The sequence below is a fragment of the Pseudomonas sp. Irchel s3b2 genome (assembly GCF_900187445.1).
In the GTDB taxonomy this organism is placed as follows: Bacteria; Pseudomonadota; Gammaproteobacteria; order Pseudomonadales; family Pseudomonadaceae; genus Aquipseudomonas.
The window spans coordinates 163,369-186,803 of the sequence record NZ_FYEB01000010.1; the positions used below are offsets into that span (position 1 = coordinate 163,369).

The window sequence follows — 23,435 nt, forward strand, 5'->3', positions numbered from 1 at the left end:
GCGTGACCCAGCCACGGAGAAGAAAGGAGTCGGCTGATCAGCGCGAACTGCCCGGATAACCGGGTCTGCGACGTGACGTATCAGACACTAACCTGAGGGATGAGGAACCATGGAAGTATTCATCGGCACTATCCAGCCTTTCGCCTTTAACTTCGCGCCTAACGGCTGGGCCCTATGCAACGGCCAGACGCTGAGCATCTCGCAATACAACACGGTTTTCGCACTGCTGGGAGTCAACTTCGGAGGCAATGGCACCACCAGTTTCATGCTGCCCAACCTGCAAGGTCGCATGCCGGTCGCCATGGGCAACGGCCTGGGCCTGACCCCGCGCGTCATCGGCGAAGTCTCCGGTACCGAAAATGTCACCGCGACCATCAATAACCTGCCCAACCACACCCACGCCTTGTCCGGACTCACGGCCACCACCACCCTGCAACTGGCCAGCCCGGCGAGTAACCCGGTCACCAACCCGACCGCGACCAACTCGTACATCGGCGCCTCCAGCGGCGGCCCTGGCTCGGCAAGTATTTACTCCGATCAGCAAGGCGCCGCGGCCGTGCCGCTCAAGGGCGTAACCAGCACGGTGACGGGGGAAATCTCATCCGCCGGCAACGGCTTGCCCATGGCGGTGATGAACCCGTTTCTGGTGCTCAACTTCAGCATCGCCCTGAACGGGCTGTTCCCTTCGCGTAACTGAGAATCCGGCCGGGGGGGTGCAAATCCCCGGGCCACTTTTGCTTTATGGAGTGATGCCATGCTGCAACAGGTTCAAAGCCAACACTTTCAGGCACTGTTGGGTAAGACCCGGACGCTGTGGCTGCCCGATGGCAGTGAACTGCCGATCCATATCGACACTCTTCAGGAAACGCCCCGGTCACAGATGCCAAACAGCGAGCGTATGCCGTTCAGCGTCGAGTTCAACAGCCTGCAACCCACCGATTTTGTCGATGGATTGTGTGCGCTGGAGTTGCCGGAGCTGGGTCGGGTACAAGACATTTTCGTGTCGCGGGTGCCTGCGATGGGACGGGATCCACAACAGGGGTACTTTTACATCGCGTTCAACTGAGAACTTTGTGGATACCACACCAACCGTTCCGCCGCCGGGTTGCGCTCTTCAACCTGAAACCCCAGCGCCAGGTAATGCTGGCGAGCATGGGGATTATTGGCCCAGACCACCGTCGCCACCGGACAGCGGATTTGTTGCGCGGCTTTCTGCACGCCTTGCAGCACCGTGCGACCATATCCCTTGCCGCGGGCCTGTGGAATGAACGCCAGGTACAGCACGCGAATTTCATTGGGGCCGAAGTCGGTGGTCAGCGCGCCGATGGCCGTGTCGAGTTTCTCGATCACGTAATGCATGGCATCGGGGAAGTTCTCCCCCAGCCCTTGTTCCTGCACCTTGAACTGCTGGACAACCACCTGCTCAACCATCTCCTGCTCACCGTCGATCCATTGCAAATCCGGCCGTGCCGCCTGGTAAAGGCTGTGCAGAAAAGGCCCATCGCTGGTCCGCGAAGGCCTGACAACCAAGCCGTCCGCTGCCACTGAATCGATATTCGCCATCGCTGTACTCCCTTAGAAACCGCTTTCCCTGACCCCCAAAGCCGCCAAGCGCCGCCAGGCAACGCCCAGCAACGACTCGCCACTGCCCTGCAACACCACAATGCCGCGCAACGGCTGCAGCGGTGTCGGCGTATTTTCGAGGATGCTCAACCGCGCGCCGTACTGCGCCTGCACCGGCTCGGCGCGCTGATGCTGATCGCGTCGCACGGCAATCGGCCCGTGGTGATCGGAGGTCAGCGCTTCCTGATCGACATAAGCCACGCCGTTGGTATCGATTTCGCTCAATTGCACGGCGATCGCCGGGTGCATCGGGTCATCGGCGATGAATCGTCCGCTGGCACCCGGAGCGACACGCCAGAGTTCGGCTTCGGCCAGATAACCGCGTAACCGCGCGCCGTCTTCGACCACCCGGGCCAAAGGATCTTTGGTCGAAAGCCAGCGACCGACCGTCAATTGCGGCAACAGATCGCGCACCTTGCCACCGTGGGGGGCGCGCAGCAGCAAACGTTCACGCTGGGCGGCCAATCCGCGATATTCGGCCACGGCTTCGGCCAGACGCTGTTCGACGATTCCGGCGTCAGCCGCGGTTTCGCTGCGGCTGGCCTGACGACGCATCTGCAACTGCTGAATCTGGATCTCTCGACGGACGATGGCCTGGCGTGAGTCCAGATCCGGCGACTCCAGCTCGATCAGTACCTCGCCCTGAGCAACGACCTGGCCGTCATGCACATTCACTGTTTTGACCCGAGCGGCCACCGGCGCGTGCAGGGCACTGGCGCGTCCGGCCTCAAGCATCGTCGGCAACTCCACCGCGCTGCGCCAAGGCAACGCCAACAGCAACAACAGCCCAAGCAACGCCAGGCTGCTGAGCAGTACCCGAGGCGCATGCGCCTGTTCGCGACGGGTCCACCATTGCCGCCACTCGCTCAGGATCGGCAGGAAGATGAACCACACCAGCTCCACCAGCATCAGGAAAATCCCCAACACCTTGAAGAACAGGTGATAGACCGCCAGCGCAATCCCGAAAAACAATGCCGCGCGCCACAACCACGCGCCATACCCCCAGATCAGCAAACGCCGCTGCATCTTCGGCGACCACGGTTCCGGTGCCGGGGCTGCATAGCCGAACAAAAACTCGCGCAGCCGCCAGCGGCACAAGGCAAAGGCCCGCCCTTGAAGGTTCTCCACTTCCCAGAAATCACTGAGCAAGAAGTACCCATCGAAGCGCATGAAAGGATTGAGGTTGATCACCAGCGTGGTGATCCAGGTCGCACTGGCGAGCATGAACGCCGCCGTGCGTCCGGGGCCATCAGGCAGCAGTGACCAGGTGAGCAGCGCGATACACGCCAACACCAGTTCCGCCAACACGCCGCCCGCACCGATCAGCAACCGTGCACGGCGATCATTAACGCGCCAGGCGTCGCTGACGTCCGTGTAAAACATCGGCAGCAGCACCATGAACGCCACGCCCATGCTCTGCACCCGACAACCGGCACGCTTGGCCATGAAGGCATGGCCGAACTCGTGGCACAGCTTGGCGAAAAACAGCGCCACAGCAAACGCCAGCGCACCGCCGAGGCTGAACAGGTGCGGAAAGGTCGCGATAAACCGCTGCCAGTCCCGCGAGACCAGAAACACCCCAAGCCCCAATGTCGCGGGCAATCCGTAGCGCAATGCGCGTGGGCCGAAACGCTCCAGCCACGGCCAGGCCCGATTGAGAAAGGCGTCCGGGCGCCACAGCGGAATCCGGAAAAACAGGTATTGATGCAGCAGGATTTGCCACAGACTCTGGCGCTGAGCCGCGGCTTTCAAGCTGTAACTGGCGCGCTGCGTTGGATCGAGGGCGCTGATCAGGTCGTGGCCGCGCAAAAACTCCAGCAATTGCTCAAGCGCCGCGCCATCCAGCGGCAGCCCCGGTTCGCGGTTGGCAGCACGCAGCACTTGCTCCGGATCACCCAGGGACCAATGGCGCAGCAGGCGCATCGCCGCCGCACCGAGTTTGAAATAACGCCCACGCACCGGGTCGGCCAGGGTCCAGCGCGGCGACCCGTCGAGGGCCGGGGCCGACGCCGACAATTGCAGGTCTGCCCGCAGGCTCGGCAGGCTCATTTACAGGCCTACGCTCTGACGCAAACCGGCGAGTGGTCGACGCAACAGATACAACGCCAGCGGCGCACGGTCGCCGAAAATTTTCGCGGTGCCGCGCAAACCGATGCGTGGCGGTGCGGCGTCGAACGTTGCATCCAGGCGATAAGCCAGTTGCCCGGCAGCGGTGGGCTGCGCTTCGTAGGCCGAACGTTCGAGTTTGGCCAAGTGCCGCTGCAGCGGATCGCTGTCGAGAAACAGCGCGACCTGCGCCCCCGGTTCCAAGGCAATCGCATCGCCCACGGCCAATTCGATGCGCAACTCGGCCTGGTTCGGGTCGGCGATTTCCATCAGACGTTCGCCGGTCTGCACCGGTTTGCCGGTCCAGCGCTCGGCGTCGGCGAACACCGCGATGCCGTCCCGCTCGGCGCGTACCTCGCTGCGTTTGAGCAGTTCACGGGCGTAATCCCGTTCGGCGCGCTTCTGCTCCACTCGCGCCGCCAGCAGATCGATTTTCGAACTGGATTCGGCATCGGCGAAGGAGCGTTGGGAATTGGCCTTGAGTTCCGCTTCGGCAACGCCCAAGGCGCGCCCGGCCACATCGGCCTGAGCCTTGAGCGTGGTGCTTTCGAAGCGCAGCAGCAGGTCGCCGGTTTTTACCGTCTGATTAGGTTTGACCAGAAACTCGGCGATCACCCCATCCAGCGGCGCCACCACCACCCGACCGCCCAACGGGACGACTTCGGCCGGGGCCAGCACCGATTGGCGCACCGGGATCAGCAACCCGAGCAACAACACGGCAACCAGCGCCACCTGACGCTTGCGCGTCCAGCGCAGTCGCCAGGGTTTGCGCGGTTGCTGCGCGAGCCAGGCGTGGCTGTAGGTGTCGCCCAGCTGCGACAGCAGCACTTGTTCGGAAGGGTTCCACGGCACATCCCGCGCCAGCCACAGACCGCCGAACACCTCGCCCTGATGATCAATCAGCGGCAGCCAGAACACCTGAGCGGCTGACAGACTTTGCCAGTCGGCCAGAATCGATTCACTGAGCAGATCGGGCGTGATCACCCGCGCCTGTTTCAACACCTCAAGCTTGAACAGCTGCGCGACCGCTTGTTCGACAAACGCCACGAACGGCGCATTCGGTTCCACGGCACTGACACCGGTGACCGCCTGCACCTTGCCAGCGATCAACAACGCGGCATGGCGGAAACCGAACAGCGCCTGACCGTCATTGACCAGGCTGTAAGCCAGTTGCGAAGGCGTGCGCGCGGCGCGGGTCTGGCGTTCGAGGTCGAGAAACCTTGCGAACACCTGCTCGGCGCCGCCGGTCACCGGGGCGTTCATTTGAACTCCGCGAAATGCGCCGTTCCGCTCATGCCAGCCAACAGACCGTTGGCGTTGGGCAGCGCCGCTACCAGCAGCAAAGTCTGGCTGCCTTCGTCGATCCGCGCACCGAGGCGTTTGACCGTCGCATCCAGCGGCTGACCGGTTTCATCGGGGACAAAACTGAACGTCTGGCCGGGCTTGAGTTTGCCCATCCAGCGCGACGGCACCAAGAGGTGAATTTCCAGGGTGCGGTTATCGACCACGTCCAGCAACGGCGCGCCGGCGGCAACGCTTTCGTAGCGCTTGACCTTGCGCTCGACGACCTGACCATCGAACGGCGCCACCACATTGCAGCGTTTGACCTGAACCTGATAGACCTGAGACTGCGCCTGAATCTCGCTGACCTTGGCCTCGGCCCGCGCCACTTCAAAGCGTCCGACCGAATTCAACGCTGCCAGTTGTTTGTTGTGCGCCAGCTCTTCACCAGCACCACGGCTGGCAGCCTGAGCCGCATTGAGCTGAGCCTGATAAGCCGAACAGTCAAACCGCGCCAGGGTGTCGCCCTTTTTGAACGACTCGCCCTCACTGAACGGCAACTCGACAATCCGCCCCGACAACTCGCTGGCCAGCACCGCCTGATCCCGGGCTCGCAGCACACCACGGGCTTCACTGCTGGCCGACGCATTACCACCGACCGCACTGTTTTCCAGCAACGGATCGTCTGGCGCAGGTGTTTGCGCCTGTACTACGCACGTTACAAAGGTCAATCCAATAACCAGAATACGAACACGCCGCATAACCGTAACTCCCTGACGGATGAGCGGAGTCTATGACAGCGGGGGTGAGCGTCAAGCCGGATGGCCATCATTGGTTGAAAGAGCGGGCTCGCTGATCAGAGCTGCGCCGTCTCTGCCACCGGATACACCGACTCCCATCCCCCACCCAACGCCTTGTACAAACCAACCATCGCCAACGACACCCCGGTCGAGCTTTCAACCCACTGCTGCTGGGTCGCCAGCAATTCGCCTTGCACAGTGAGGACGTTGACGAAATCCACCACCCCTTCGACGTACTGCTGTTGTGCGGTGCGCAGGGCGATCTGGTTCTGGCGCACGGCTTCGGCGAGGCTGTCGCGGCGCAGTTGGCTGGCGTTGTAGGCGGTGAGTTGATCATCGATTTCATGCCAGGCCCGCAGCACGGTTTGCTGGTAGGCCAGCGCCGCTTCCTGTTGCTGGGCTTCGCGCAGGTGCAACATGCCGCGCAGGCGACCGCCGTCGAACAGCGGCAGGCTGAACTGGGGGCCGATGCCGAATGAGCGCGAGCCCCAGGAACCGAAATCGCTCAATTGCATGGCTTGCGAACCGATGTTGCCCGACAGGGTGATCCGTGGATAAAAGTCGCCCTTGGCCACGCCGATGCTGGCGGTCGCGGCATGCAGACGGGCTTCGGCCTGACGGATGTCGGGGCGGCGCTCGGCCAATTGCGACGGCAAGCCGATGGCGACCTGACGCGGAGTTTGCGGCACCGGGGCGTCTGTGGATAACTCGGCGGACAGCGCTTGCGGTGGTTCGCCCATCAACAGGCTCAGGGCGTTGATCAGTTGCGACTGACGCTGCTCCAGCGCCGGCAAACGTGACTCGATGGCCGCGACTTGCGCAGCGGCTTCGGCAACGTCCAGATCCGTCGCCACACCGTCGGCCAGGCGCAGTTGCGAGAGTTTCAAACTATGCCGGGCGACGTCGAGGTTCTGCTCGGTGACGGCCCGCGTGCTTTGCACACCGCGCAGTTGAATGTAGTCCTGAGCGGTTTCGGCAAGCACCGACAGCAGCACGCCACGACGATCGTTTTCCGCCACTTCCAGCGTGGCATCGGCGGCTTCGGTTTCGCGGCGCACACGGCCCCAGAAATCCAGTTCCCAGGAGGCGGAAAAGCCTGCGTCCCACAGGTTGAACGCCGAGTCGCCGTTGTTGCCCGAAGGATCGTTCAGGCCTTCACCGCTGTTGCGTTTGCGCCCATAGCTGCCGCTGGCGGCGGTATTGGGATAGCGATTGGCGGTGATCACCTGGCGCGCGGCGCGGCTTTGCTGCAAGCGGCTGCTGGCGAGTTTCAGGTCGAGGTTGTCGGTCAGGGCGCGTTGGGTCAGGGCTGAGAGTTTTGGGTCGTGAAATACTTCCCACCAGCGTTCGTCCATTTCGCTGGGAATGATCTGACTGGCGGCGGCTTTAGTTGGTTTGGACCATTCGGCCACTTGTTGTGGCTGAGGTTTCTGGAAGTCCGGGCCGACGGTGCAAGCACTCAATGAAAGCAGACTCAACACAAAAACCACTGAATGAATGCTGACCCTGTGGCGAGGGAGCTTGCTCCCGTTCGAGTGCGCAGCACTCGCAATTTTTGGGTCCGCTTCGCAGCCCAGCGGGAGCAAGCTCCCTCGCCACGGGGATGTGCGATTAACAACGTTCATCGTTGCGCAACCTCATGCTCGCTGGCGCTTGCCGTATCAATCCTCGCCTCCACCGACATCCCCACCCGCAACCGCTCGGCCAATGGCTGCCCCGCCTCGAGGATGATTTTCACCGGAATCCGTTGCACAACCTTGGTGAAATTGCCGGTGGCGTTGTCCGGTTTGACCGAGGCAAAGGTCACGCCGGTGGCCGGTGCGATACTCTCGACGCGACCGCGCAGGGCTTCGCCGCCGAGGCTGTCGACATGCACTTGCACGCTCTGCCCCGGCTGTACGTCTGTCAGTTGGGTTTCCTGAAAATTGGCGACCACATAGGCTCGCTCCAACGGCACCACGGCCAGAATTTTGCTGCCCGGTGTGACATAGGCGCCGACCCGCACCGCGCGCTCGCCGACCATGCCGTCCTGGGGCGCAACGATGCGCGTATAGGACAGCTCATAGCTGGCCATTTCCAGCGCCGCTTGCGCTCGCTTCAGCCCACCTTCGGCCGCATCACGCTGGGCGGTCAGGATCTCTACCTGCTTGCGTTCCGCCGCCAGCACCGCCGTGGCATTGGCCAAGCGAGCGCAGGCCTGATCGATGCGCGTGCGTGCTTGCTGAGCATTCTGCACCGTGCCGGCGCCGACCCCGGCGAGATGGTTGTAGCGGTTCAGTTCATGCTCGGCGAAAGCCATTTCAGCCTTCGCCGAAACCACCGTGGCCTGGGCCTGAGCGATCACAGATGTCTGGCGCTCAAGGGTTGAACGAGCGTTCTGTAGCTGCGCCCTGGCCACCAGGGTTTCAGCGTTGGCAGCCTCAGCGGCAGCACGCAGATCGCGGTCATCGATCAATGCCAGTAGCTGCCCTGCCTTGACCTGCTGATTGTCTTCCACCAGCACGTCCTTGATGAATCCCGCCACGCGCGGTGCCACCAGGGTGAAGTCCGCCGAGACGAAGGCATCGTTGGTGTTCTGCTGCGTACGCTTGCCGAACAAACCTGGCGCCAGCAGGTAAATCAACACGCCGACCGCCATCACCGCGGCAATGCCGACAGCGACTTTTTGCTTTGATTGAGTCGTCATAAAAACCTTCTGTTTCAGTAAAGCGTTCAAGTTGGCGCGCGCGGTGGATAGATCCGCGTCGGCAGCCAGAAAATCAGCAGGATCAGCGTCACGGCGACACCGGCCATACACAGGTAAAGATCGGAGGAGGTCAGCACCACGGCTTGTTGATGCAGTCGGTGAGCGAGACCAGCGCTAGTGCCGTCAACCAAGGGCGAATTACCAAGGTTGTCCACCAGCATGGTCGAGTGGAAATGCAGCCTTGCAGTGGTCAGCGCCTCGATCACACCCGTAGCGATCACTGCGGCCAAGCCTTTCACGGTATTGAACCAGGCCGAGGCGAACGGCCCTTCCATCGGAGTGATGCTGCCGGTGGAGAGCATCAACAGCGGCAGCACGGCCATGGGCTGGCCGAAAATCTGCAGCCATTGCAGGACATAGAAATCGTCGCGAATCCACGCCGACGTCAGCTGCGAACCACCGAGGCAAGACAGCGCCAACATGCTCAGGCCGATCCCCAGCACCCAGCGGCAATCGACCCAGCGCAGGTTGCACAGCGCCGCCACCAACGGCAGCGCGATCAACTGAGGCAACGCCGCCAGCAGCATGATCGGCGCGGTCTGCACCGGGCGATAACCCTGGACCTGCGCCAGGTAACTGGAGGGAATGAGGACCACCGCGAGCAACACCACCAGCACGCCGGCCAGGGTCAACAGCGCGAACGACAGATTGCGGATACCTAACATCTGCAACTTGAAGAACGGAATCGGTTGCGACCACTCATTGATCAGAAACAGCACCAGCAACAGCAGCCCGCCGCCGAGCAGTCCGCAAATCAGGCTCGACTCGAACCAGTCCAGCCGATTGCCCTGCAGAATGCCGATCACCAACATGCAGATCGCCGGAAACCCCAGCAGCAAGCCACGCCAGTTGAATGACTTGAAGCGCTCCAGGCGTAGTGGATCCTGGGGTAAACCGTAAGCCACCGCTGCCATGGCAATCAGGCACGGCACGACGATTTGCCAGAAGGTCCATTGCCAGCCGATGTACTCGGTCCACAACCCGGCCAGCGGTGTACCGAGACCGGGGCCGAATGTCGCCGTCAGGGCATAACCGGCCAGGCCATAGAGTTTCACGTTGGCCGGCAGGAACCGCAGGGCAACGGTCATCAGCATCGGCGGCAGCGCGCCGCCGGCCAGACCTTGCAAGGTGCGCATGACCAGCAGGCTTTCGTAATTCGGGGCCAACGGGCACAACACACCCAACAGCGTGAACGCACTGATCGCGTACAGGGTGAAGCGCCGCAACGAAAACGTCACCGAACACCAAGGGGCAAACGCCATGGCGGCCACCGAGGTCGCGGTGTAACTGGCGACCAGCCAGGTGCCTTCGTCGTAACCGATGGCCAACGCGCCACGGATATCGGCCAGGGCGACCTTGGTCACCATCTCGTTCAGGCCCGACACCAGCACCGCCAGCAACACGCCCACCAGGCCGATGATGATTCGCGGGCCGAAGACCGGTGGCGTGATGGCGGTCGCTGGTTTGGCCGCAGCGAGAGGCGCCGCGACCGTGAGGGAAGTCATGTACTGCAAGCTCCGGAAGGGGAATACCGAAGCATTTTAGGGAGCGTGGAAGCTTACGAAAATTGACTTATTGGCAGCTTATAAGTGCGCCATACGCAATCGTTAGGTCAAAAGATCGCAGCCTTCGGCAGCTCCTACAAAAGCATGGCGAACACACATCCCCGGTAGGAGCTGCCGAAGGCTGCGATCTTTTGATCTTTAAACCGGCTGTGCCGACAGCCAGGTTTCGTCGCAACACGCCTTGAGCGTTTCGCGCATCCAGCGGTGAGCCGGGTCCTTGTCGAAACGCGGATGCCAGGCCTGGGTCAACATCAGGGTCGGTAACGGGATCGGCAGGGTGAACGATCGCAGTTTCAAGCCCAGGCGTCGCACGCTCAGCAATGCTTCCTTGGGCACCGGCAAGATCAAATCGGAATCCGGCAAGGCGAACATCGCCGCATGGAAACTCGGCGCAATCACCGCCACCCGCCGCTCCAGCCCCAAGGCGTTGAGCGCCGTGTCGATCGGCCCGCGGGCGATCCCCCGGCGCGACATGCTGATATGGGAAAAACCGGCGTACCGTTCGGCGGTGATTTCTTCATCGAACAACGGGTGATCTTCACGCACCAGCCCGACAAAGTGAGTGGAAAACAGGTTCTGCACCTTCACTTCCGGCATCAGCGGCCGGTTGTTGCTGACGCTTAAGTCGATGCGCCCTTCGCGCAAGGCTTCGTCGTCCCCATCGCCCTCGGGGACAAAGCGCAATTCACAATGCGGGGCCTGGCGTTCCATCGTGTCGAACAGCTTGCCGCCGTAGACGCCAACAAAGAAATCATTGGCGCGAATGCTGAACCGTCGGCGCAAACTGCCCAAGTCGACGTCATCGGCGGAGCGGAACAGCAAAGCGGCCTGCTCCACCAGATCCCGCACCTGCTCGCGTAACTCCAGTGCCTTGGGCGTCGGCACCAGACCGCGACCGGCGCGCACCAGAATCGGATCGCCAATGGCCTCGCGAATCCGCGTCAGCGTCCGACTCATCGCCGCCGGGCTGAGGTTCATCCGCCGCGCAGCACCCACCACACTGCCCTCATCGAGCAAGGCGTCGAGGGCGACCAATAGGTTCATGTCCGGGAGTTGCATGCTGAGCACTCGTGTCTGATCTTGATTGATTCAGACGCAATGCTAGCAAACATCCTCCTGACTGATGTATTGGCAGGTCTGGCGCCATCGCGGGCTTGCCCGCGATGGCGCCAGATCAGTCACCGCAAAACTCAGCGCTGCATCCCCCACCGCTTCACCGTCACCCGCTCCAACGTATCAAACACCAGATTCTCCACCAGCAACCCGATCAATATCACCACCGCCAACCCGGCAAACACCTTGTCGGTGTACAGCTCATTACGATTCTGGAAGATGTACCAACCCAAACCGCCCTTGCCGCTGGTGGCGCCAAACACCAATTCAGCAGCGATCAGCGTACGCCAGGCGAACGCCCAACCGATTTTCAGTCCGGCAAGAATCGACGGCAACGCAGCCGGAATCAGGATGAACAGCACGAAACGCATGCCCTTGAGGCCGTAATTACGCCCGGCCATGCGCAAGGTATCCGAAACGCCAAGAAACCCGGCATAGGTGTTCAAGGCCAACGCCCAGAGCACCGAATGCACCAGTACAAAAATCAGACTGTTCTGCCCCAGCCCGAACCACAGCAGCGCCAGTGGCAGTAGGGCAATAGCCGGCAATGGGTTGAACATCGAGGTCAGCGTACTCAGCAGATCACGACCGAACCGGGTCGACACCGCCAGCGTCGTCAGTACAAACGCCAGAACGATGCCGATCAGGTAACCCTTGAGCAAAACAACCAGCGAAATCCACACCTTGCTCAGCAGTTCGCCGCTGAGCAGGCCATCCTGCAGCGCGCTGGCGGTTTGCAAGAAGCTCGGCAGCAGCAGGTCGTTGTTCTGATAGCGGGCGACGGCCTCCCAAAGCACCGCGAGCAACATCAGGATCAGGCTTTTGCGCAGCCAACCCTGCTGCCAGAGGCGCTGGCCGAGCGGCAATTCGCGCTCCAGCGGCACACTCGTCAGCGGCTGCAAAACAGTTTCGTACTCTTTACGCGCAGATGATGAATGGCTCATCGGGCAATCCTCCAAGGGCTCAATAAGCGATGCGAATGTCGGCGAAATCCAGCTCACGCTCGGTTTCCGGCGATTGACCTTCATCAAACAGCAGCCGATGAATCCGCCGCGCCGATTCCTGAAACGCCACGCCACCCAAACTGTGCAGGTCGTATTGATGGCTGTGGACCTCCGCCCGCACCCGACCCGGATGGGGCGACAGCAGCAGAATTCGATTGCCCACCACCAACGCTTCTTCGATGGAGTGAGTGACGAACAGCAGGGTGAAGCGCACCTCTTCCCAGAGCAGCAGCAACTCTTCCTGCATCTTGCGTCGAGTCAGCGCGTCAAGGGCAGCGAAGGGCTCGTCCATCAACAGGATTTTCGGTTGCATGGCCAAGGCGCGAGCAATGGCCACGCGAGCTTTCATGCCGCCAGACAAGGTATGCGGATAGGCATCGGCAAACGCCGCCAGACCGACCTTGTCCAGATAGTGCAGCGCCCGCTCTTCAGCCTCTTTGCGTTTGAGGGTTTTGGAAGCGAGCAGCGGAAACATCACGTTCTGTTTGACGGTTTTCCACGGCGGCAGTTGATCGAACTCCTGGAACACCACGATCCGGTCCGGTCCCGGCGCATCGACCCGCTGGCCTTGCAGGCGTATCTCGCCCTCACAGGGCTGAATGAACCCGGCAACGGCTTTGAGCAACGTCGATTTGCCGCAGCCGGACGGGCCGAGCAGCACAAAGCGGTCCGCCGGATCGATCTCGAAACTGACCTGATGGGTCGCTCGAACCACACGCTGGGGTGTGCGGTATTCAAGGCTGACGTTATCGACCGACAGCAGCGCTTGAGCTGCCGCGATCGGTTTGCTGACCGTGTGGCCTTGCAAAGGGGCGTTCATGTCGGTCAGCTCCCTTGCAGCGGTTTGGTGTCCTGGAAGAAGTAATCCTTCCACGAATCCGGTTTGTTTTTGATTGCGCCGACGCGGTGGAGAAACTCGGCCAGCGGGTAGGTATTTTTCGGCGTGATGCTGAACTCGAACTGCGGGTTGTCGATGATTTTCAGCAACGCCGCGCGGTCGATTTTGGCCTTGGTGACACGGATGTAAGTGTCGGCCGCCGCACCTTTATCGTTCTGCGCAAACTCGGCCGCTTCAGTCAGCGCGGCGATGAAGGCTTTGTAGGTTTTCGGGTTCTCATCTCGGAATTTCTCGGTGGCGAACAGCACGGTCGGCGAGTTCGGGCCGAGCAAATCATAGGTATTCAGCACCACATGCACATTGGGGTTTTCCAGCGCCTGATCCTGGAACGGCGGGTTGGAGAAGTGCCCACTCAACTCGGTGCCGCCGGCGATCAGTGCCGCAGTGGCATCCGGGTGCGGAACGGCGATGGTGTACTTGTCGAGGCGATTGAATTCCTTGTCGCCCCATTGCTTGGCCGCCGCGTATTGCAGGAAGCGCGACTGCACCGAGACCCCGACCGCCGGCACCGCAATGCGGTCCTTCTCGGTGAAGTCGGCGATGGTTTTGACCTTGGGATTATTGCTCACCAGGTAGTACGGGAAGTTGCCCAGAGAGGCCACGGCTTTGACGTTCTGTTTGCCGTGGGTGCGGTCCCAAATGGTCAGCAGCGGGCCGACGCCGGCACCGGCAATGTCTATGGAGCCGGAGAGCAACGCATCATTGACCGCCGAACCGCCGGAGAGCTGGGTCCAGTCAACCTTGATGTCGATGCCTTCCTGCTTGCCGTACTTCTCGATCAGGTTCTGATCGCGCACCACGTTGAGCAGCAGATAAACAATGCCGAACTGTTCGGCGATACGGATTTCACCTTCGGCGTGGGCGACGGTCGGCGCTACCAGGCTGCCGGCGAGCAGGCTGAAACCCAGGCCAATGGCCGCAGCCAAGGGTGCGAATGGAAGACGTTTGGACATGGAGGTTCTCCGAAATCAGAAAGGCGCGTCGCCCTGGATGGTGGTGCGATACAACTTGCGGCGCAGATGGCTGGGGCATCCGGCGGCGAGGTGAATCAGCGAACGGTTGTCCCAGAACACCAGGTCGTGGGCCTGCCATTGATGGCGGTAAATGTTTTGCGGCAGCACGCTGTGGGCGTAGAGCTCGTCGAGCAATTGTTTGCTCTCGTCTTCCGGCAAACCGACGATGCGGGTGGTGAACCCCTCGCTGACGAACAACGCCTTGCGGCCGTTTTCCGGGTGGGTGCGGACGATGGGGTGAACGACTTCAGCGACTTGCGCGAGTTGCTCCGGCGTCAGGGTCGGGCGCCAGTTGCCTTCAAACTTTGTCTCGCTGTAGCGCGCCGTGTAGGAGTGCGCGGCCAAGCGACCTTCGACGGCTTTACGCAGCGCCTCGGGCAGGTTGTCCCAGGCTTTGTGCATGTCGGCGAACAGCGTGTCGCCGCCTTCGGACGGCAACTCCTGGGCATGCAGCATCGAGCCCAGGCTTGGCAGTTCTTTATAGGAGAGATCCGAATGCCAGAACTTGCCGGCGTCACCGAGGCCGATGGATTGGCCGTTTTCGATGATGTTGGAAACGATGAGGATTTCCGGATGCCCGGCCAGCAGGAACTGCTTGAGCACGTGGATCTGCAACACGCCGAAACGGCGGCTGAAGGCGATCTGTTGTTCGGGGGTAATGCGTTGGTCGCGGAACACCACCACGTGATGGTCCAGGTGCGCGCGATGGATGCGGGCAAAGTCCTGGTCATTGATCGGGCGGGACAGGTCCAGGCCGATGATTTCGGCCCCGACAGCGCCGCCGAACGGGCGGACATCGAAGACTTGCGACGCGATGGTGGTGGTGCTGGTTGATGCAGGTTTTGAAGAAAAAGAGACGGCTGACATAAAAATCACTCCCACGCACAGCACGCTCAAAAGGCGCGCATCGATCAGAAACTCACGGAGGTCCCGTGTTGGTTCGTGTCGTGCGGCGCGCCGATTGGTCGGCAGGTACGCAGGGGAGTAACTTTATAGGCATAAGAATTGAAATTTAAATACCGTTAATGAATAACGATATGGCATTTGAGATGTGGTGTCTTTGAGGCCGCCTTCGCGGGCAAGCCTCGCTCCTACAGAAGCCCGCGCCCCTTGTAGGAGCGAGGCTTGCCCGCGAAGAGGCCATCAGCCCCAACCGAAAACTACCGCTCGTGCAACGCCTCGGCCCGAGTCCGAATAATCGGCTTGAGCAAGTAACTGAGCACGGTCTTCTTGCCGGTAATGATATCCATCGACGCCACCATCCCCGGGATGATCAGCAACGGTTTTTCATCCGTCCCCAGGTGACTGCGCTCGGTGCGCAGTTTGCTGATGTAGTAGGTGGTCTTCTTGTCTTCGTCGGTGATGGTGTCGGCACCGATCTGCTCCAGCTTGGCTTTGAGCCCACCATAAATGGTGTAGTCATAAGCCGTGAACTTCACCGTGGCGTCTTGCCCCGGATGCAGGAACGCGATGTCTTGCGGACGAATTTTGGCTTCGACCAACAAGGTACCTCCTGATTGGCGGCTCGGGTGCCGACACCTTCATCTGGAAGGCTGGCGATACCGGCAGCGACGTGATCAAGGACTTCAAGGCCAGCGAAGGCGACCGCATCGACCTGCGTGATCTGTTGCAGGGCGAAACCGGCAGCACCATCGACAACTTCCTGAAGATCACCACCGTGGACGGCGTGTCGTCCCTGCAAGTCAGCTCTGGCGGCAAGTTCAACGGCGCCGATGCCGCAGCAGCCACCCCGGATGTGACGATCAAACTGGAAGGTAATAATTGGTCCAGCGCCAGCATCAACTCGTTGATTGGCGGCAGTGATCCGACCATCAAGGTCGATCACAACAACAGCTGATCAGCAGGCTGATGGCCACCCAAACCGGACGGCCGTCACGTTTGCGTCCACCCTCACGGGTGACGATTTCACCGTCGCACCGCATACTCGCCTGCGTTGGCCTATGCTGCTGACAGCACGATGCTGGTCCATTTCCGAGGGATGCTCAATGTTTTACGTGCAACGCGATGCGCAAGGTCAGTTAGTGCGCGTGGAAGCCACGGCCTACGCCGAGGCCACGGAAACGCTGCCGGCCGACCACCATGAAATCCAGGCCTGGTATGCCCACGAAGTGGTTGAAACCAGCCTGAAGCAGCTCAAGCAGAGCGACCTGGAAATGATCCGGGTACTCGACGACTTGATTCAGGTACTGACCCAAAAAGGCGTGATCCGCGTCACCGACCTGCCGGCCGCCGCGCAGGCCAAGCTGATGGACCGGACCCAGGCCCGTGAAGCGCTGGGCGGGTTGAGTCAGTTGATCGATGATGATGATACGGGGTTGATCTGACGCCCGACGCCGATCGTTCCCGCGCTCTGCGTGGGAATGCCTCAAGGGACGCTCCGCGTTCCAGCCCCACCACCGACGTTACGCCTGGCACCCTTGTGACGCGGAGCCTCACGGGCTGCATTCCCACGCAGAGCGTGGGAACGATCATCTGTGCTACCTCACGCTAAACCTTGGCCCGAGACTGCATCATCTGCGGCGATTCAAGGTGATCCAGCGCTCGTTCCACCAACAATTGCACGCCATCGGCCATTCGGCTGAGGGCCAAGGCTACTGAGCGCCGTGAGCCTTCCACATCATCCGCCAGGTCAGCGGCGATGGCGCTGATGGACAGCAAGTCTTCGGAGGCGTTGGCGAGAAGGGCTTCGGTGTCGATGTCGGGGGAGACGGTGAAGAGGCGGCCTTTGCGGGGAGCCGGCGGATTCGGCGTTACTTTGAACATAAGAAATATCCTAAACAGTAAGTTGGAGCCGTCACCGTTCGCTTGCACGCGAATAGGGTGGCGGCCGTGCGCAGGTGTGCAAGACCGGGACTGTTTAGGACACCCAGCAGATCCGAGGATCTCCTGCGCGCAGCCGCCATAAAGCAGTGAACATCGAAATGTTCATTGAGAGGAATGGCAGCACGCTACCTAAACAGTTTGGTCGGACTTGCACGTCCGTGTCACCGATTATTCAGTGACAAGGCCAGACTAGCCTTGGATTTCAGCCGGAACAAGTTCACCAAAACCGCTACAACTTGAAGGAAATCTCCTAGGACTTTGCCATCGGATTTTTCCGGCGCCTGTGCTGGCGCCTTCGCGGGCAAGCCTCGCTCCTACGGGGGTTGTGCTGGTTCACGCGATGGTGCGTTGTCATCCGTCCTGTAGGAGCGAGGCTTGCCCGCGAAGACGGATTCACTGACGACTTAACTCAAAAGCTTCACTGCCAAGGCTTAGGCTCACCAAACAACTGCCCCTGAACCCCATACAACCCCATCTCACGAATCACCGACAATTCCCCTTCGGTCTCGACCCGCTCGGCAATCAACGGCAAATCAATGCTATGCGCCGCCCGTTGAATCGCCTCGATGAACAGACGCTTGTCGCTCTCCTGATCAATCGCCCGGATGTAACTGCCGTCGATCTTCAGATACGCCAATCCCAGCCGCGCCAGGTTACCGATCATGCTGAAGCGTCCACCAAATCGTTGCAGACTCAGCGAGAACCCAAGCTCGCGCAGACGCCGCGTCAGCTGTTCCAGCACCGCTTGTTCAGGCAATTGTTCTTCGCCGATTTCCAGGGTCAATCGTTCCCCGAGATTCGAATGTTGACGCAGCATGTCGAACACTGCGTTCAGCGCCTGCGGATCCGCCAGTGTCGCCGAGGACAGGTTCAGCGCCAGCGACTCTTCATGGTCGGCCATCTGCTCGAGCACCAGCTCCAGCATCAAACGGTCCAGCCGCGCGGTCCAGCCGAAACGCTCGAGCCAGGGCAAGAAACGCCCGGCGGGAATGGTCTGGTCCTGCTCATCGAGCAGGCGCGACAGCACTTTGTAGTGCAGAACCACCTGCGTGTCGTGGCTGGCCACCACCGGCTGGAAATACAGCTCGAAACGCTGCTGATCCAGCGCCTGATCCAGCAACGTGTGCCAAGCATGATGATCGTCGCCAACCCGGGCCGGCGTGCCCTGATCGAGGCACACCCAGCTCGGTTCGCCCTGACTTTCCGCCTGGGCCAGTGCCTGATCCGCTAACCCGATCACCGCTTGCGGCGAGTCGCCATGGGCAAACGGCGCCAGCCCGATCGAGGCCACCGACGCCACATCCGTGGCGCCCGTCGCATGCAGGCTCGCCAGGGCACTCTCGAGGTTACTCGCCAGTTGCAGCGCTTCTTCGCGCACCAGCCCCGGTGCCAGCACGGCGAACTCACCGCCACGAATGCGCGTCACAAGGTTCTGGGTTTCCGGGTACTTGGCGCACTCACGGGACAACTGCTCGCCCACCGCTTTCAACAACTCATCAGTACGCTGGCCGCCCAGCCGCTGGTTCAACCCAGCCAGATCCTTGACCCGCAACAGCAGCAAATAACCGGAGCTGGCCTGCTCGGCATTACTCACCCGCGCGTTCAATTGCATCTCGAAATAGCGCCGGTTGGCCAGGCCGGTCAGGTTGTCCTGATAGGATTCAGCCCGCAGTTTTTCACTGCGTTCGGCTTGTTCCTGGAACAGCGCCTTGAGCTTCTCGACCATCTGGTTCATCGCCTGCACCACCCGGCGCAGTTCCGGGGTGCGCGGCAGTTCGGGCAGGCTGAGGAATTCGCGGCGAGCAATGGCGTGGGATTGCTTGACCATGTAATCCAGCGGCTTCAGTTGCCGACGCAGCAACAGTGCACCCAGCACCGCACTCACCGCGCCGCAGATCAGCAACCAGCCGAGGCTGCCCAATGCGCTCTGCCACAGCTTGGCCAACGCGAACATCGGATGGCTGACCACCTCGACCCGCGCGGCCTGCTCCCAGCCACGACTGACAAGCGCGTCGCCACCGGCCGGTTCCAGGTCTATCAGTTTGACGAACCAGTCCGGCACGCTGGTGACCGCCGGGATGCCGCTGCGCTCGACAATCGTCTTGTCGTTGCTCAGATCGACCACACGGATGCTCGCGTAATAACCGCTATCGAAGATCGAGCTGACCAGCAACTCAACCATCGCCGGATCGTCGATGTTCGGCGTCAGGGACAGCGCCAACGCCGTCGCGGCGTCTTGGGCGTGGGAGCGCAACTGATTGACGTACTGGGTACGCGAGCTTTCCAGACTGACCATGAAGCTGCCGGTGAAGGCGACCACCAGGAACAGACAGATAGCGATCAACAGCTGTTTGAACAAAGACATCTGAGCGCGTGCTCCTAGTTAGTCGTCTCGACCGGGAAACCTTCGGCCTGCATTTTCTTCAACACATCCTGCCAGCGGGACAGCCGCTTGGTGTCTCCGACCTTCTTGTTACCCTTGGCACCCGGCAGCCACAACCCTTCGGCATTGAAAGAGTAGACCGGCAGCAAATCGGTTCGCTGGCTGGCGGGCTTGATTGCGTCGATCAGGCTGTCGAGCACCAAAGGCATGGCCTCGGGACTCGAGTAGTAGGTCAGCACCATGTGCGCGCGGTTCAGGCGCAAAGCCTTGACGTAGGTGATGCGCAGCTTGTCACTGGAGACACCGAGATGGCGCAGGCTGAAATACTTGGCAATAGCGTAGTCTTCGCAGTCGCCGGCGCCTTTCCACAAGGCTTCGATCGGCGTTTCCCAATAATCGACCTCGTGCCACAGATCGATGTCTTCTTCGTAGCGCATCTGCTTGTTGAAGAATCGGTTGACCACGTTGAGTTGTTCCAGCTCGCCAATCTGCTTCTGCGTGGCCAGCAATTGCTGCCAGGCATCAATGCGCTGCTGCCCTTCCCCCAAAGGCCCGTACAATGCCTGCGCGCGACGGCTGATCAGCGAAAAATCCCAGTCGGCATGCAACCCGCCCAGCATGGCGCCGGCCAGCAGCAGTGCGCAGCCTAGCCAGCGCAAAGTCCGAGGGATCGCGAAACGTGCCGCCAATGCGAGGCATCCAGGGTAGGCAGGTGGAAGTCGGTTGATGGTGCAGGTTAGCCCCGTAAAAGACAATGGCACGGTGAGATCACTGTCGGCACGCTAGACTTTAAGGTAATGCGATCTTTTGACTGTTTGACAACCTGTCAGGCAGTCACTAGTGTCCATTTGGATCCAAATATTTCAGCCAAACAGGGTGCGTTTGTTGTGACACAGAAGCCCAACCCTCTCAGCAGTATCAAGGTCAACGGGCCGATTCCCGCTCATCTGGCGCGCTCGGTGATCGAAGAAACCCTGCGTGCGGCGATTCTCGACGGTCGCATTCCTTGCGGCATCGCCTTGCGTCAGCAAGACCTGGCCGATCTGTTCGGTGTCAGCCGCATGCCGGTGCGCGAAGCCTTGCGCCAGCTCGAAGCGCAATCGCTGCTCAACGTAATCGCCCATAAAGGCGCGGTGGTTGCACCGTTGGTTCAGGGTGATGCGGCAGAAACCTATGAGCTGCGAATCCTCCTGGAGTCCGAAGCCCTGCGTCGGTCGATCCCCCGGCTTGAAGCCGCCGATTTCGAACAAGCGGCGCGCTATATCGAGGAGTTGGAAACGGAACACGACTACACCGAGATCGGCCGGCTCAATCGCCTGTTCCACATGGCGCTTTACAACAAGGCTCCCAACCAGCGGTTGCTGAGACTGGTCGAAGACGGGTTGAACGAAGAGGAGCGTTTCCTGCGCTTCAATCTGGAAGCCATGGGCTTGGGCAAACTGTCCCAGGAAGATCACCGAGCGTTATTGCGGGCCGCCGAAGAGCGGGACGTCGAGCGTTCGGTGACGTTGCTCGAAAACCACCTCAACCGGGGTGTCGAAGTCATCACGCGCTACCTCGAAAGCGCTGAGCCGCAGCGCCGGAAAACCTCGAAGTAAACCCGCAGCGACAGCCCCGAGCGAGCCCATTGAGTGGCTCGCTTTCGCTATTGAGCTGATCCGCACCTGGATTGGTCGACGAACAATCTGCTTACAAATCCCCCTTTTCGTTCATACCGGACCGGTGTGCAGCGACTTCATGCCTGCTCCACAAAGCCCCCGCGATCTTCCAGCCCGACAATTGCACCTATCAGATCATGCAGGGGTGATAGCGACTGCCGTGAATTACGCTCACTCTTGGGCTGCCAACGAATAATGACGGACGACGCATCGCATCCGCGGAGCAGTCGACGCACCAAGAACCTACGGAAGGAGTCTTGCCACGGGAAAGGAAGAACCGGCGTCGCTCCCAGCCAACTTCCACCCCTCAGATCACATCAACGAACCCAATAGAAAGTTGCTTTGAGTGAGGCATTCACTCTTTATTTAAATTTTGGCCCATATAAGCCGAAAGGAGCAACTACGCCCAAATAAAACTTAATGCAAAAGTCTTATTGGAACTTGTCGCGCCCGACAAAGTTAAACTTTAAATTAATTCAAAAATGACTTGCCCGACACTTTAATCGTGTATTAGTTTTTCTCCGCCGCCCACAAACCCTGGGCGCCACGTACCAATTAGTGATTACACACCTGAAAGACATCAATTCAATTGAGGCTCCTGTTCGCCAATAAAAAACTTCAAGCAACCGTCACTTATTGTTCAGCACCATCCTCACCGGTATTCCAGACCACTTATAGGCTCGCTCATGAAACCGACTAAAGATCGTCTCAATCAGAAGAAAGCAGAACTTAGTGCACACCCGATCTTCTCTGAAATACATTCGTTATCGGTCCTTCAACGCTTTATGGAAACCCATGTGTTTGCAGTGTGGGATTTCATGTCGCTGACCAAGCGCCTGCAACAGGAACTGACCTGCGTTCAGCTGCCCTGGCTGCCGCCGCGAGATCCTCAGGCTGCGCGGTTGATCAATGAGATCGTGCTCGGTGAAGAGTCCGACGATCGTCCGGCCCAAGGTCACTACAGCCATTTCGAGTTGTACCTGGATGCGATGCGCGAAGTCGGTGCGAGCACGGTCGCCGTCGAACGCTTCGTCGCGCTGCAAAAAGAAGGCGTGAGCTATGACGTGGCCCTGCAAAGCGTGGACGTCGACCCGGCGGCCGCGCAGTTCGTGCGCCACACCTTGCACACCGCGATGCATGCACCGGGGCACAGTGTGGCGGCGGCGTTTCTGCATGGACGCGAGAGTGTCATCCCGCAGATGTTCCAGCGGATTCTCGACGACTGGGGCATCGGCGTCGAACAGGCGCCGACCTTCCGTTACTACCTGGAACGGCACATCGAGGTCGATTCCGAAGACCACGGCCCGGCAGCGGAAAAACTCCTCGCGCGCCTGGTCGACGGCGATCCGCAGCGTGAAGAAGACGTCTACGCCAGCGCCATCGCCGCCGTGGAAAGCCGCATCGCTCTGTGGGACGGCTTGCGCCTGAGCATGAGCGAACCGGTGGCGGAGGTGAACGCATGAACGCCGCCGACTACCAATCCTTCGCCGATGCCTGGGAGAGCCGCGCGACCATTCGTACCCGCCCCCGGCGCGTACTGGAAAACGACGACAAGCTGATCTATCCGCTGAGCCGTCAGCCGTTGGTACTGAGTGAAACCTTCCTGCGCGAATGCCCGGAACAACGGGACTTTGCCCTGGTGCAGACGCTCTACAAGTTCATCAATGACGTGGTGATTTTCGAAACCGAGATCGTCGACAAGACCGCCCGCAGCATCGCCAAAAACCGCTTCAGCGTGGCGTTCCCGTTCGCCTGTCGCTACGACGCCATGACCGTGGTGGTGGACGAGGATTACCACGCCTTGGTGGCCATGGATTTCATGCAGCAGACCGTCGCCATGACCGGCATTGCGCCGATCGGGCTGCCGGATGAAATCGAACTGAGCCGTGCCATCCCGGCGGCGGTAGCCCTCGCACCGGAACACCTGCGCAGCGCCGTGGAGCTGATCTGCGTGGCCATCGCCGAGAACACCGTGACCGGCGATGTCGCGGCGTTCGCCAAGGACGACACGGTCAAGCAGTCGATCAAGGGCCTGATGGCCGATCACTTGCTCGACGAGGGTCGTCACTCCGGGTTCTGGGCGCGGTTGGTGCGCATCTATTGGCACACCGCAAGCGAAGACGATCGCCAGTGCATCGCGCAAATCCTCCCGGTGTTCATCGGCCATTACCTGACCAACGATATTCAGAAGTCCTTCGACTTCCGCTTGATCGACGCCTTGCAGATCAACGACACGGCGCGTCGGGCACTCAAGAGCGAAGTGTCGGGGCTGGCCTTCCCGATTAATCGCCATCACCCGCTGGTCGCCAACATTGTGCGGTTTTTCCGCAGCAGTTCGCTGCTCGATTCACCGTGTGTGCAAAGCGCCCTGAGCGACTACCTGGTTTAACGAGGAGAACAT

The 23,435-nt window shown here is 60.6% G+C and carries 21 protein-coding genes and 2 pseudogenes; 7 read left to right on the forward strand and 16 right to left on the reverse strand.

Features of this window, described 5'->3' with window-relative positions; all coding sequences use genetic code 11:
* Positions 1-109: 109 nt before the first annotated feature.
* Positions 110-697: a phage tail protein gene (locus tag CKW20_RS20380; protein ID WP_095054515.1), complete on the forward strand. Its 588-nt coding sequence runs from the start codon at positions 110-112 to the stop codon at positions 695-697.
* A 57-nt stretch (positions 698-754) separates the two neighbouring features.
* Positions 755-1,066 (forward strand): hypothetical protein, encoded by a 312-nt coding sequence (locus tag CKW20_RS20385; RefSeq protein ID WP_095054516.1) that lies wholly within the window; start codon positions 755-757, stop codon positions 1,064-1,066.
* On the opposite strand, the gene CKW20_RS20390 is transcribed toward CKW20_RS20385, so the two are convergent.
* The 13 genes and pseudogenes from CKW20_RS20390 to CKW20_RS20450 all read right to left on the reverse strand — a co-directional run.
* Positions 1,048-1,563, reverse strand: a complete 516-nt coding sequence (locus tag CKW20_RS20390) for an N-acetyltransferase (RefSeq protein ID WP_095054517.1) — start codon at positions 1,561-1,563, stop codon at positions 1,048-1,050. The genes CKW20_RS20385 and CKW20_RS20390 overlap by 19 nt on opposite strands.
* 12 nt (positions 1,564-1,575) lie before the next feature.
* Positions 1,576-3,672, reverse strand: a complete 2,097-nt coding sequence (locus tag CKW20_RS20395; RefSeq protein WP_095054518.1) for a biotin/lipoyl-binding protein — start codon at positions 3,670-3,672, stop codon at positions 1,576-1,578.
* A complete protein-coding gene (locus CKW20_RS20400) occupies positions 3,673-4,992 on the reverse strand; it encodes an efflux RND transporter periplasmic adaptor subunit (RefSeq protein WP_095054519.1) in 1,320 nt (439 codons plus the stop codon). It lies immediately after the preceding gene.
* Entirely contained in the window at positions 4,989-5,771 is a 783-nt protein-coding gene (locus CKW20_RS20405; RefSeq protein WP_050682096.1) for an efflux RND transporter periplasmic adaptor subunit, read from the reverse strand. Before CKW20_RS20405 ends, CKW20_RS20400 begins: the two co-directional genes overlap by 4 nt.
* 95 nt (positions 5,772-5,866) lie before the next feature.
* Positions 5,867-7,435: an efflux transporter outer membrane subunit gene (locus CKW20_RS20410; protein WP_095054520.1), complete on the reverse strand. Its 1,569-nt coding sequence runs from the start codon at positions 7,433-7,435 to the stop codon at positions 5,867-5,869.
* Positions 7,432-8,496 (reverse strand): HlyD family secretion protein, encoded by a 1,065-nt coding sequence (locus CKW20_RS20415; RefSeq protein ID WP_095054521.1) that lies wholly within the window; start codon positions 8,494-8,496, stop codon positions 7,432-7,434. Before CKW20_RS20415 ends, CKW20_RS20410 begins: the two co-directional genes overlap by 4 nt.
* A gap of 26 nt (positions 8,497-8,522) precedes the next feature.
* Complete coding sequence (locus CKW20_RS20420) at positions 8,523-10,061, reverse strand: MFS transporter (RefSeq protein ID WP_095054522.1); 1,539 nt, start codon at positions 10,059-10,061, stop codon at positions 8,523-8,525.
* Between the two features lie 198 nt (positions 10,062-10,259).
* Positions 10,260-11,180, reverse strand: a complete 921-nt coding sequence (locus CKW20_RS20425) for a LysR family transcriptional regulator (RefSeq protein WP_095054523.1) — start codon at positions 11,178-11,180, stop codon at positions 10,260-10,262.
* Between the two features lie 131 nt (positions 11,181-11,311).
* Positions 11,312-12,178, reverse strand: coding sequence for an ABC transporter permease (locus CKW20_RS20430; protein ID WP_095054524.1), 867 nt, complete (start codon positions 12,176-12,178; stop codon positions 11,312-11,314).
* Between the two features lie 19 nt (positions 12,179-12,197).
* Positions 12,198-13,058 (reverse strand): ABC transporter ATP-binding protein, encoded by an 861-nt coding sequence (locus tag CKW20_RS20435; RefSeq protein ID WP_095054525.1) that lies wholly within the window; start codon positions 13,056-13,058, stop codon positions 12,198-12,200.
* A 5-nt stretch (positions 13,059-13,063) separates the two neighbouring features.
* Positions 13,064-14,089: an ABC transporter substrate-binding protein gene (locus tag CKW20_RS20440; RefSeq protein WP_095054526.1), complete on the reverse strand. Its 1,026-nt coding sequence runs from the start codon at positions 14,087-14,089 to the stop codon at positions 13,064-13,066.
* 15 nt (positions 14,090-14,104) lie between these two features.
* A complete protein-coding gene (locus tag CKW20_RS20445) occupies positions 14,105-15,016 on the reverse strand; it encodes a TauD/TfdA family dioxygenase (RefSeq protein WP_095054527.1) in 912 nt (303 codons plus the stop codon).
* Positions 15,017-15,309: 293 nt separating this feature from the next.
* Positions 15,310-15,657, reverse strand: a pseudogene (locus CKW20_RS20450) (HlyD family efflux transporter periplasmic adaptor subunit); the annotation flags it as partial.
* 5 nt (positions 15,658-15,662) lie between these two features.
* On the opposite strand from CKW20_RS20450, the pseudogene CKW20_RS20455 reads away from it, so the two are divergent.
* Positions 15,663-16,007: pseudogene (locus CKW20_RS20455) on the forward strand (type I secretion C-terminal target domain-containing protein); the annotation flags it as partial.
* A 148-nt stretch (positions 16,008-16,155) separates the two neighbouring features.
* Positions 16,156-16,494: a tryptophan synthase subunit beta gene (locus tag CKW20_RS20460; protein WP_095054528.1), complete on the forward strand. Its 339-nt coding sequence runs from the start codon at positions 16,156-16,158 to the stop codon at positions 16,492-16,494.
* A 163-nt stretch (positions 16,495-16,657) separates the two neighbouring features.
* Here the strand turns inward: CKW20_RS20460 and CKW20_RS20465 are convergent, their stop codons facing one another.
* The 3 genes from CKW20_RS20465 to lapG all read right to left on the reverse strand — a co-directional run bounded on the left by CKW20_RS20465 (position 16,658) and on the right by lapG (position 20,065).
* Positions 16,658-16,987 (reverse strand): DUF6124 family protein, encoded by a 330-nt coding sequence (locus tag CKW20_RS20465; protein WP_371857441.1) that lies wholly within the window; start codon positions 16,985-16,987, stop codon positions 16,658-16,660.
* A gap of 424 nt (positions 16,988-17,411) precedes the next feature.
* Positions 17,412-19,358, reverse strand: coding sequence for a cyclic di-GMP receptor LapD (gene lapD, locus CKW20_RS20470; RefSeq protein WP_095054530.1), 1,947 nt, complete (start codon positions 19,356-19,358; stop codon positions 17,412-17,414).
* Positions 19,359-19,372: 14 nt separating this feature from the next.
* Positions 19,373-20,065, reverse strand: coding sequence for a cysteine protease LapG (gene lapG / locus CKW20_RS20475; protein WP_095054531.1), 693 nt, complete (start codon positions 20,063-20,065; stop codon positions 19,373-19,375).
* A gap of 198 nt (positions 20,066-20,263) precedes the next feature.
* On the opposite strand from lapG, the gene CKW20_RS20480 reads away from it, so the two are divergent.
* From CKW20_RS20480 to CKW20_RS20490, 3 genes are all read left to right on the forward strand, one after another.
* Positions 20,264-20,974, forward strand: coding sequence for a GntR family transcriptional regulator (locus CKW20_RS20480; RefSeq protein ID WP_095054532.1), 711 nt, complete (start codon positions 20,264-20,266; stop codon positions 20,972-20,974).
* A 746-nt stretch (positions 20,975-21,720) separates the two neighbouring features.
* The gene (locus CKW20_RS20485) at positions 21,721-22,497 is read left to right on the forward strand and encodes a DUF3050 domain-containing protein (RefSeq protein ID WP_095054533.1); all 777 of its coding nucleotides are present in this window, start codon (positions 21,721-21,723) and stop codon (positions 22,495-22,497) included.
* Positions 22,494-23,423 (forward strand): diiron oxygenase, encoded by a 930-nt coding sequence (locus CKW20_RS20490; RefSeq protein WP_095054534.1) that lies wholly within the window; start codon positions 22,494-22,496, stop codon positions 23,421-23,423. The genes CKW20_RS20485 and CKW20_RS20490 overlap by 4 nt, the downstream gene beginning before the upstream one ends.
* Positions 23,424-23,435: the final 12 nt, after the last annotated feature.

Excerpts from the sequence above, each read along its gene's own strand:
- CKW20_RS20435 (WP_095054525.1), bottom strand. The coding sequence starts at position 13,058 with ATGAACGCCCCTTTGCAAGGCCACACGGTCAGCAAACCGATCGCGGCA.
- CKW20_RS20385 (WP_095054516.1), top strand. The coding sequence starts at position 755 with ATGCTGCAACAGGTTCAAAGCCAACACTTTCAGGCACTGTTGGGTAAG.
- CKW20_RS20440 (WP_095054526.1), bottom strand. The coding sequence starts at position 14,089 with ATGTCCAAACGTCTTCCATTCGCACCCTTGGCTGCGGCCATTGGCCTG.
- CKW20_RS20490 (WP_095054534.1), top strand. The coding sequence starts at position 22,494 with ATGAACGCCGCCGACTACCAATCCTTCGCCGATGCCTGGGAGAGCCGC.
- CKW20_RS20415 (WP_095054521.1), bottom strand. The coding sequence starts at position 8,496 with ATGACGACTCAATCAAAGCAAAAAGTCGCTGTCGGCATTGCCGCGGTG.
- CKW20_RS20430 (WP_095054524.1), bottom strand. The coding sequence starts at position 12,178 with ATGAGCCATTCATCATCTGCGCGTAAAGAGTACGAAACTGTTTTGCAG.
- CKW20_RS20425 (WP_095054523.1), bottom strand. The coding sequence starts at position 11,180 with ATGCAACTCCCGGACATGAACCTATTGGTCGCCCTCGACGCCTTGCTC.
- CKW20_RS20395 (WP_095054518.1), bottom strand. The coding sequence starts at position 3,672 with ATGAGCCTGCCGAGCCTGCGGGCAGACCTGCAATTGTCGGCGTCGGCC.
- CKW20_RS20400 (WP_095054519.1), bottom strand. The coding sequence starts at position 4,992 with ATGAACGCCCCGGTGACCGGCGGCGCCGAGCAGGTGTTCGCAAGGTTT.
- CKW20_RS20460 (WP_095054528.1), top strand. The coding sequence starts at position 16,156 with ATGTTTTACGTGCAACGCGATGCGCAAGGTCAGTTAGTGCGCGTGGAA.
- CKW20_RS20485 (WP_095054533.1), top strand. The coding sequence starts at position 21,721 with ATGAAACCGACTAAAGATCGTCTCAATCAGAAGAAAGCAGAACTTAGT.
- CKW20_RS20390 (WP_095054517.1), bottom strand. The coding sequence starts at position 1,563 with ATGGCGAATATCGATTCAGTGGCAGCGGACGGCTTGGTTGTCAGGCCT.
- CKW20_RS20410 (WP_095054520.1), bottom strand. The coding sequence starts at position 7,435 with ATGAACGTTGTTAATCGCACATCCCCGTGGCGAGGGAGCTTGCTCCCG.
- CKW20_RS20445 (WP_095054527.1), bottom strand. The coding sequence starts at position 15,016 with ATGTCAGCCGTCTCTTTTTCTTCAAAACCTGCATCAACCAGCACCACC.
- CKW20_RS20405 (WP_050682096.1), bottom strand. The coding sequence starts at position 5,771 with ATGCGGCGTGTTCGTATTCTGGTTATTGGATTGACCTTTGTAACGTGC.
- CKW20_RS20420 (WP_095054522.1), bottom strand. The coding sequence starts at position 10,061 with ATGACTTCCCTCACGGTCGCGGCGCCTCTCGCTGCGGCCAAACCAGCG.
- lapD (WP_095054530.1), bottom strand. The coding sequence starts at position 19,358 with ATGTCTTTGTTCAAACAGCTGTTGATCGCTATCTGTCTGTTCCTGGTG.
- CKW20_RS20380 (WP_095054515.1), top strand. The coding sequence starts at position 110 with ATGGAAGTATTCATCGGCACTATCCAGCCTTTCGCCTTTAACTTCGCG.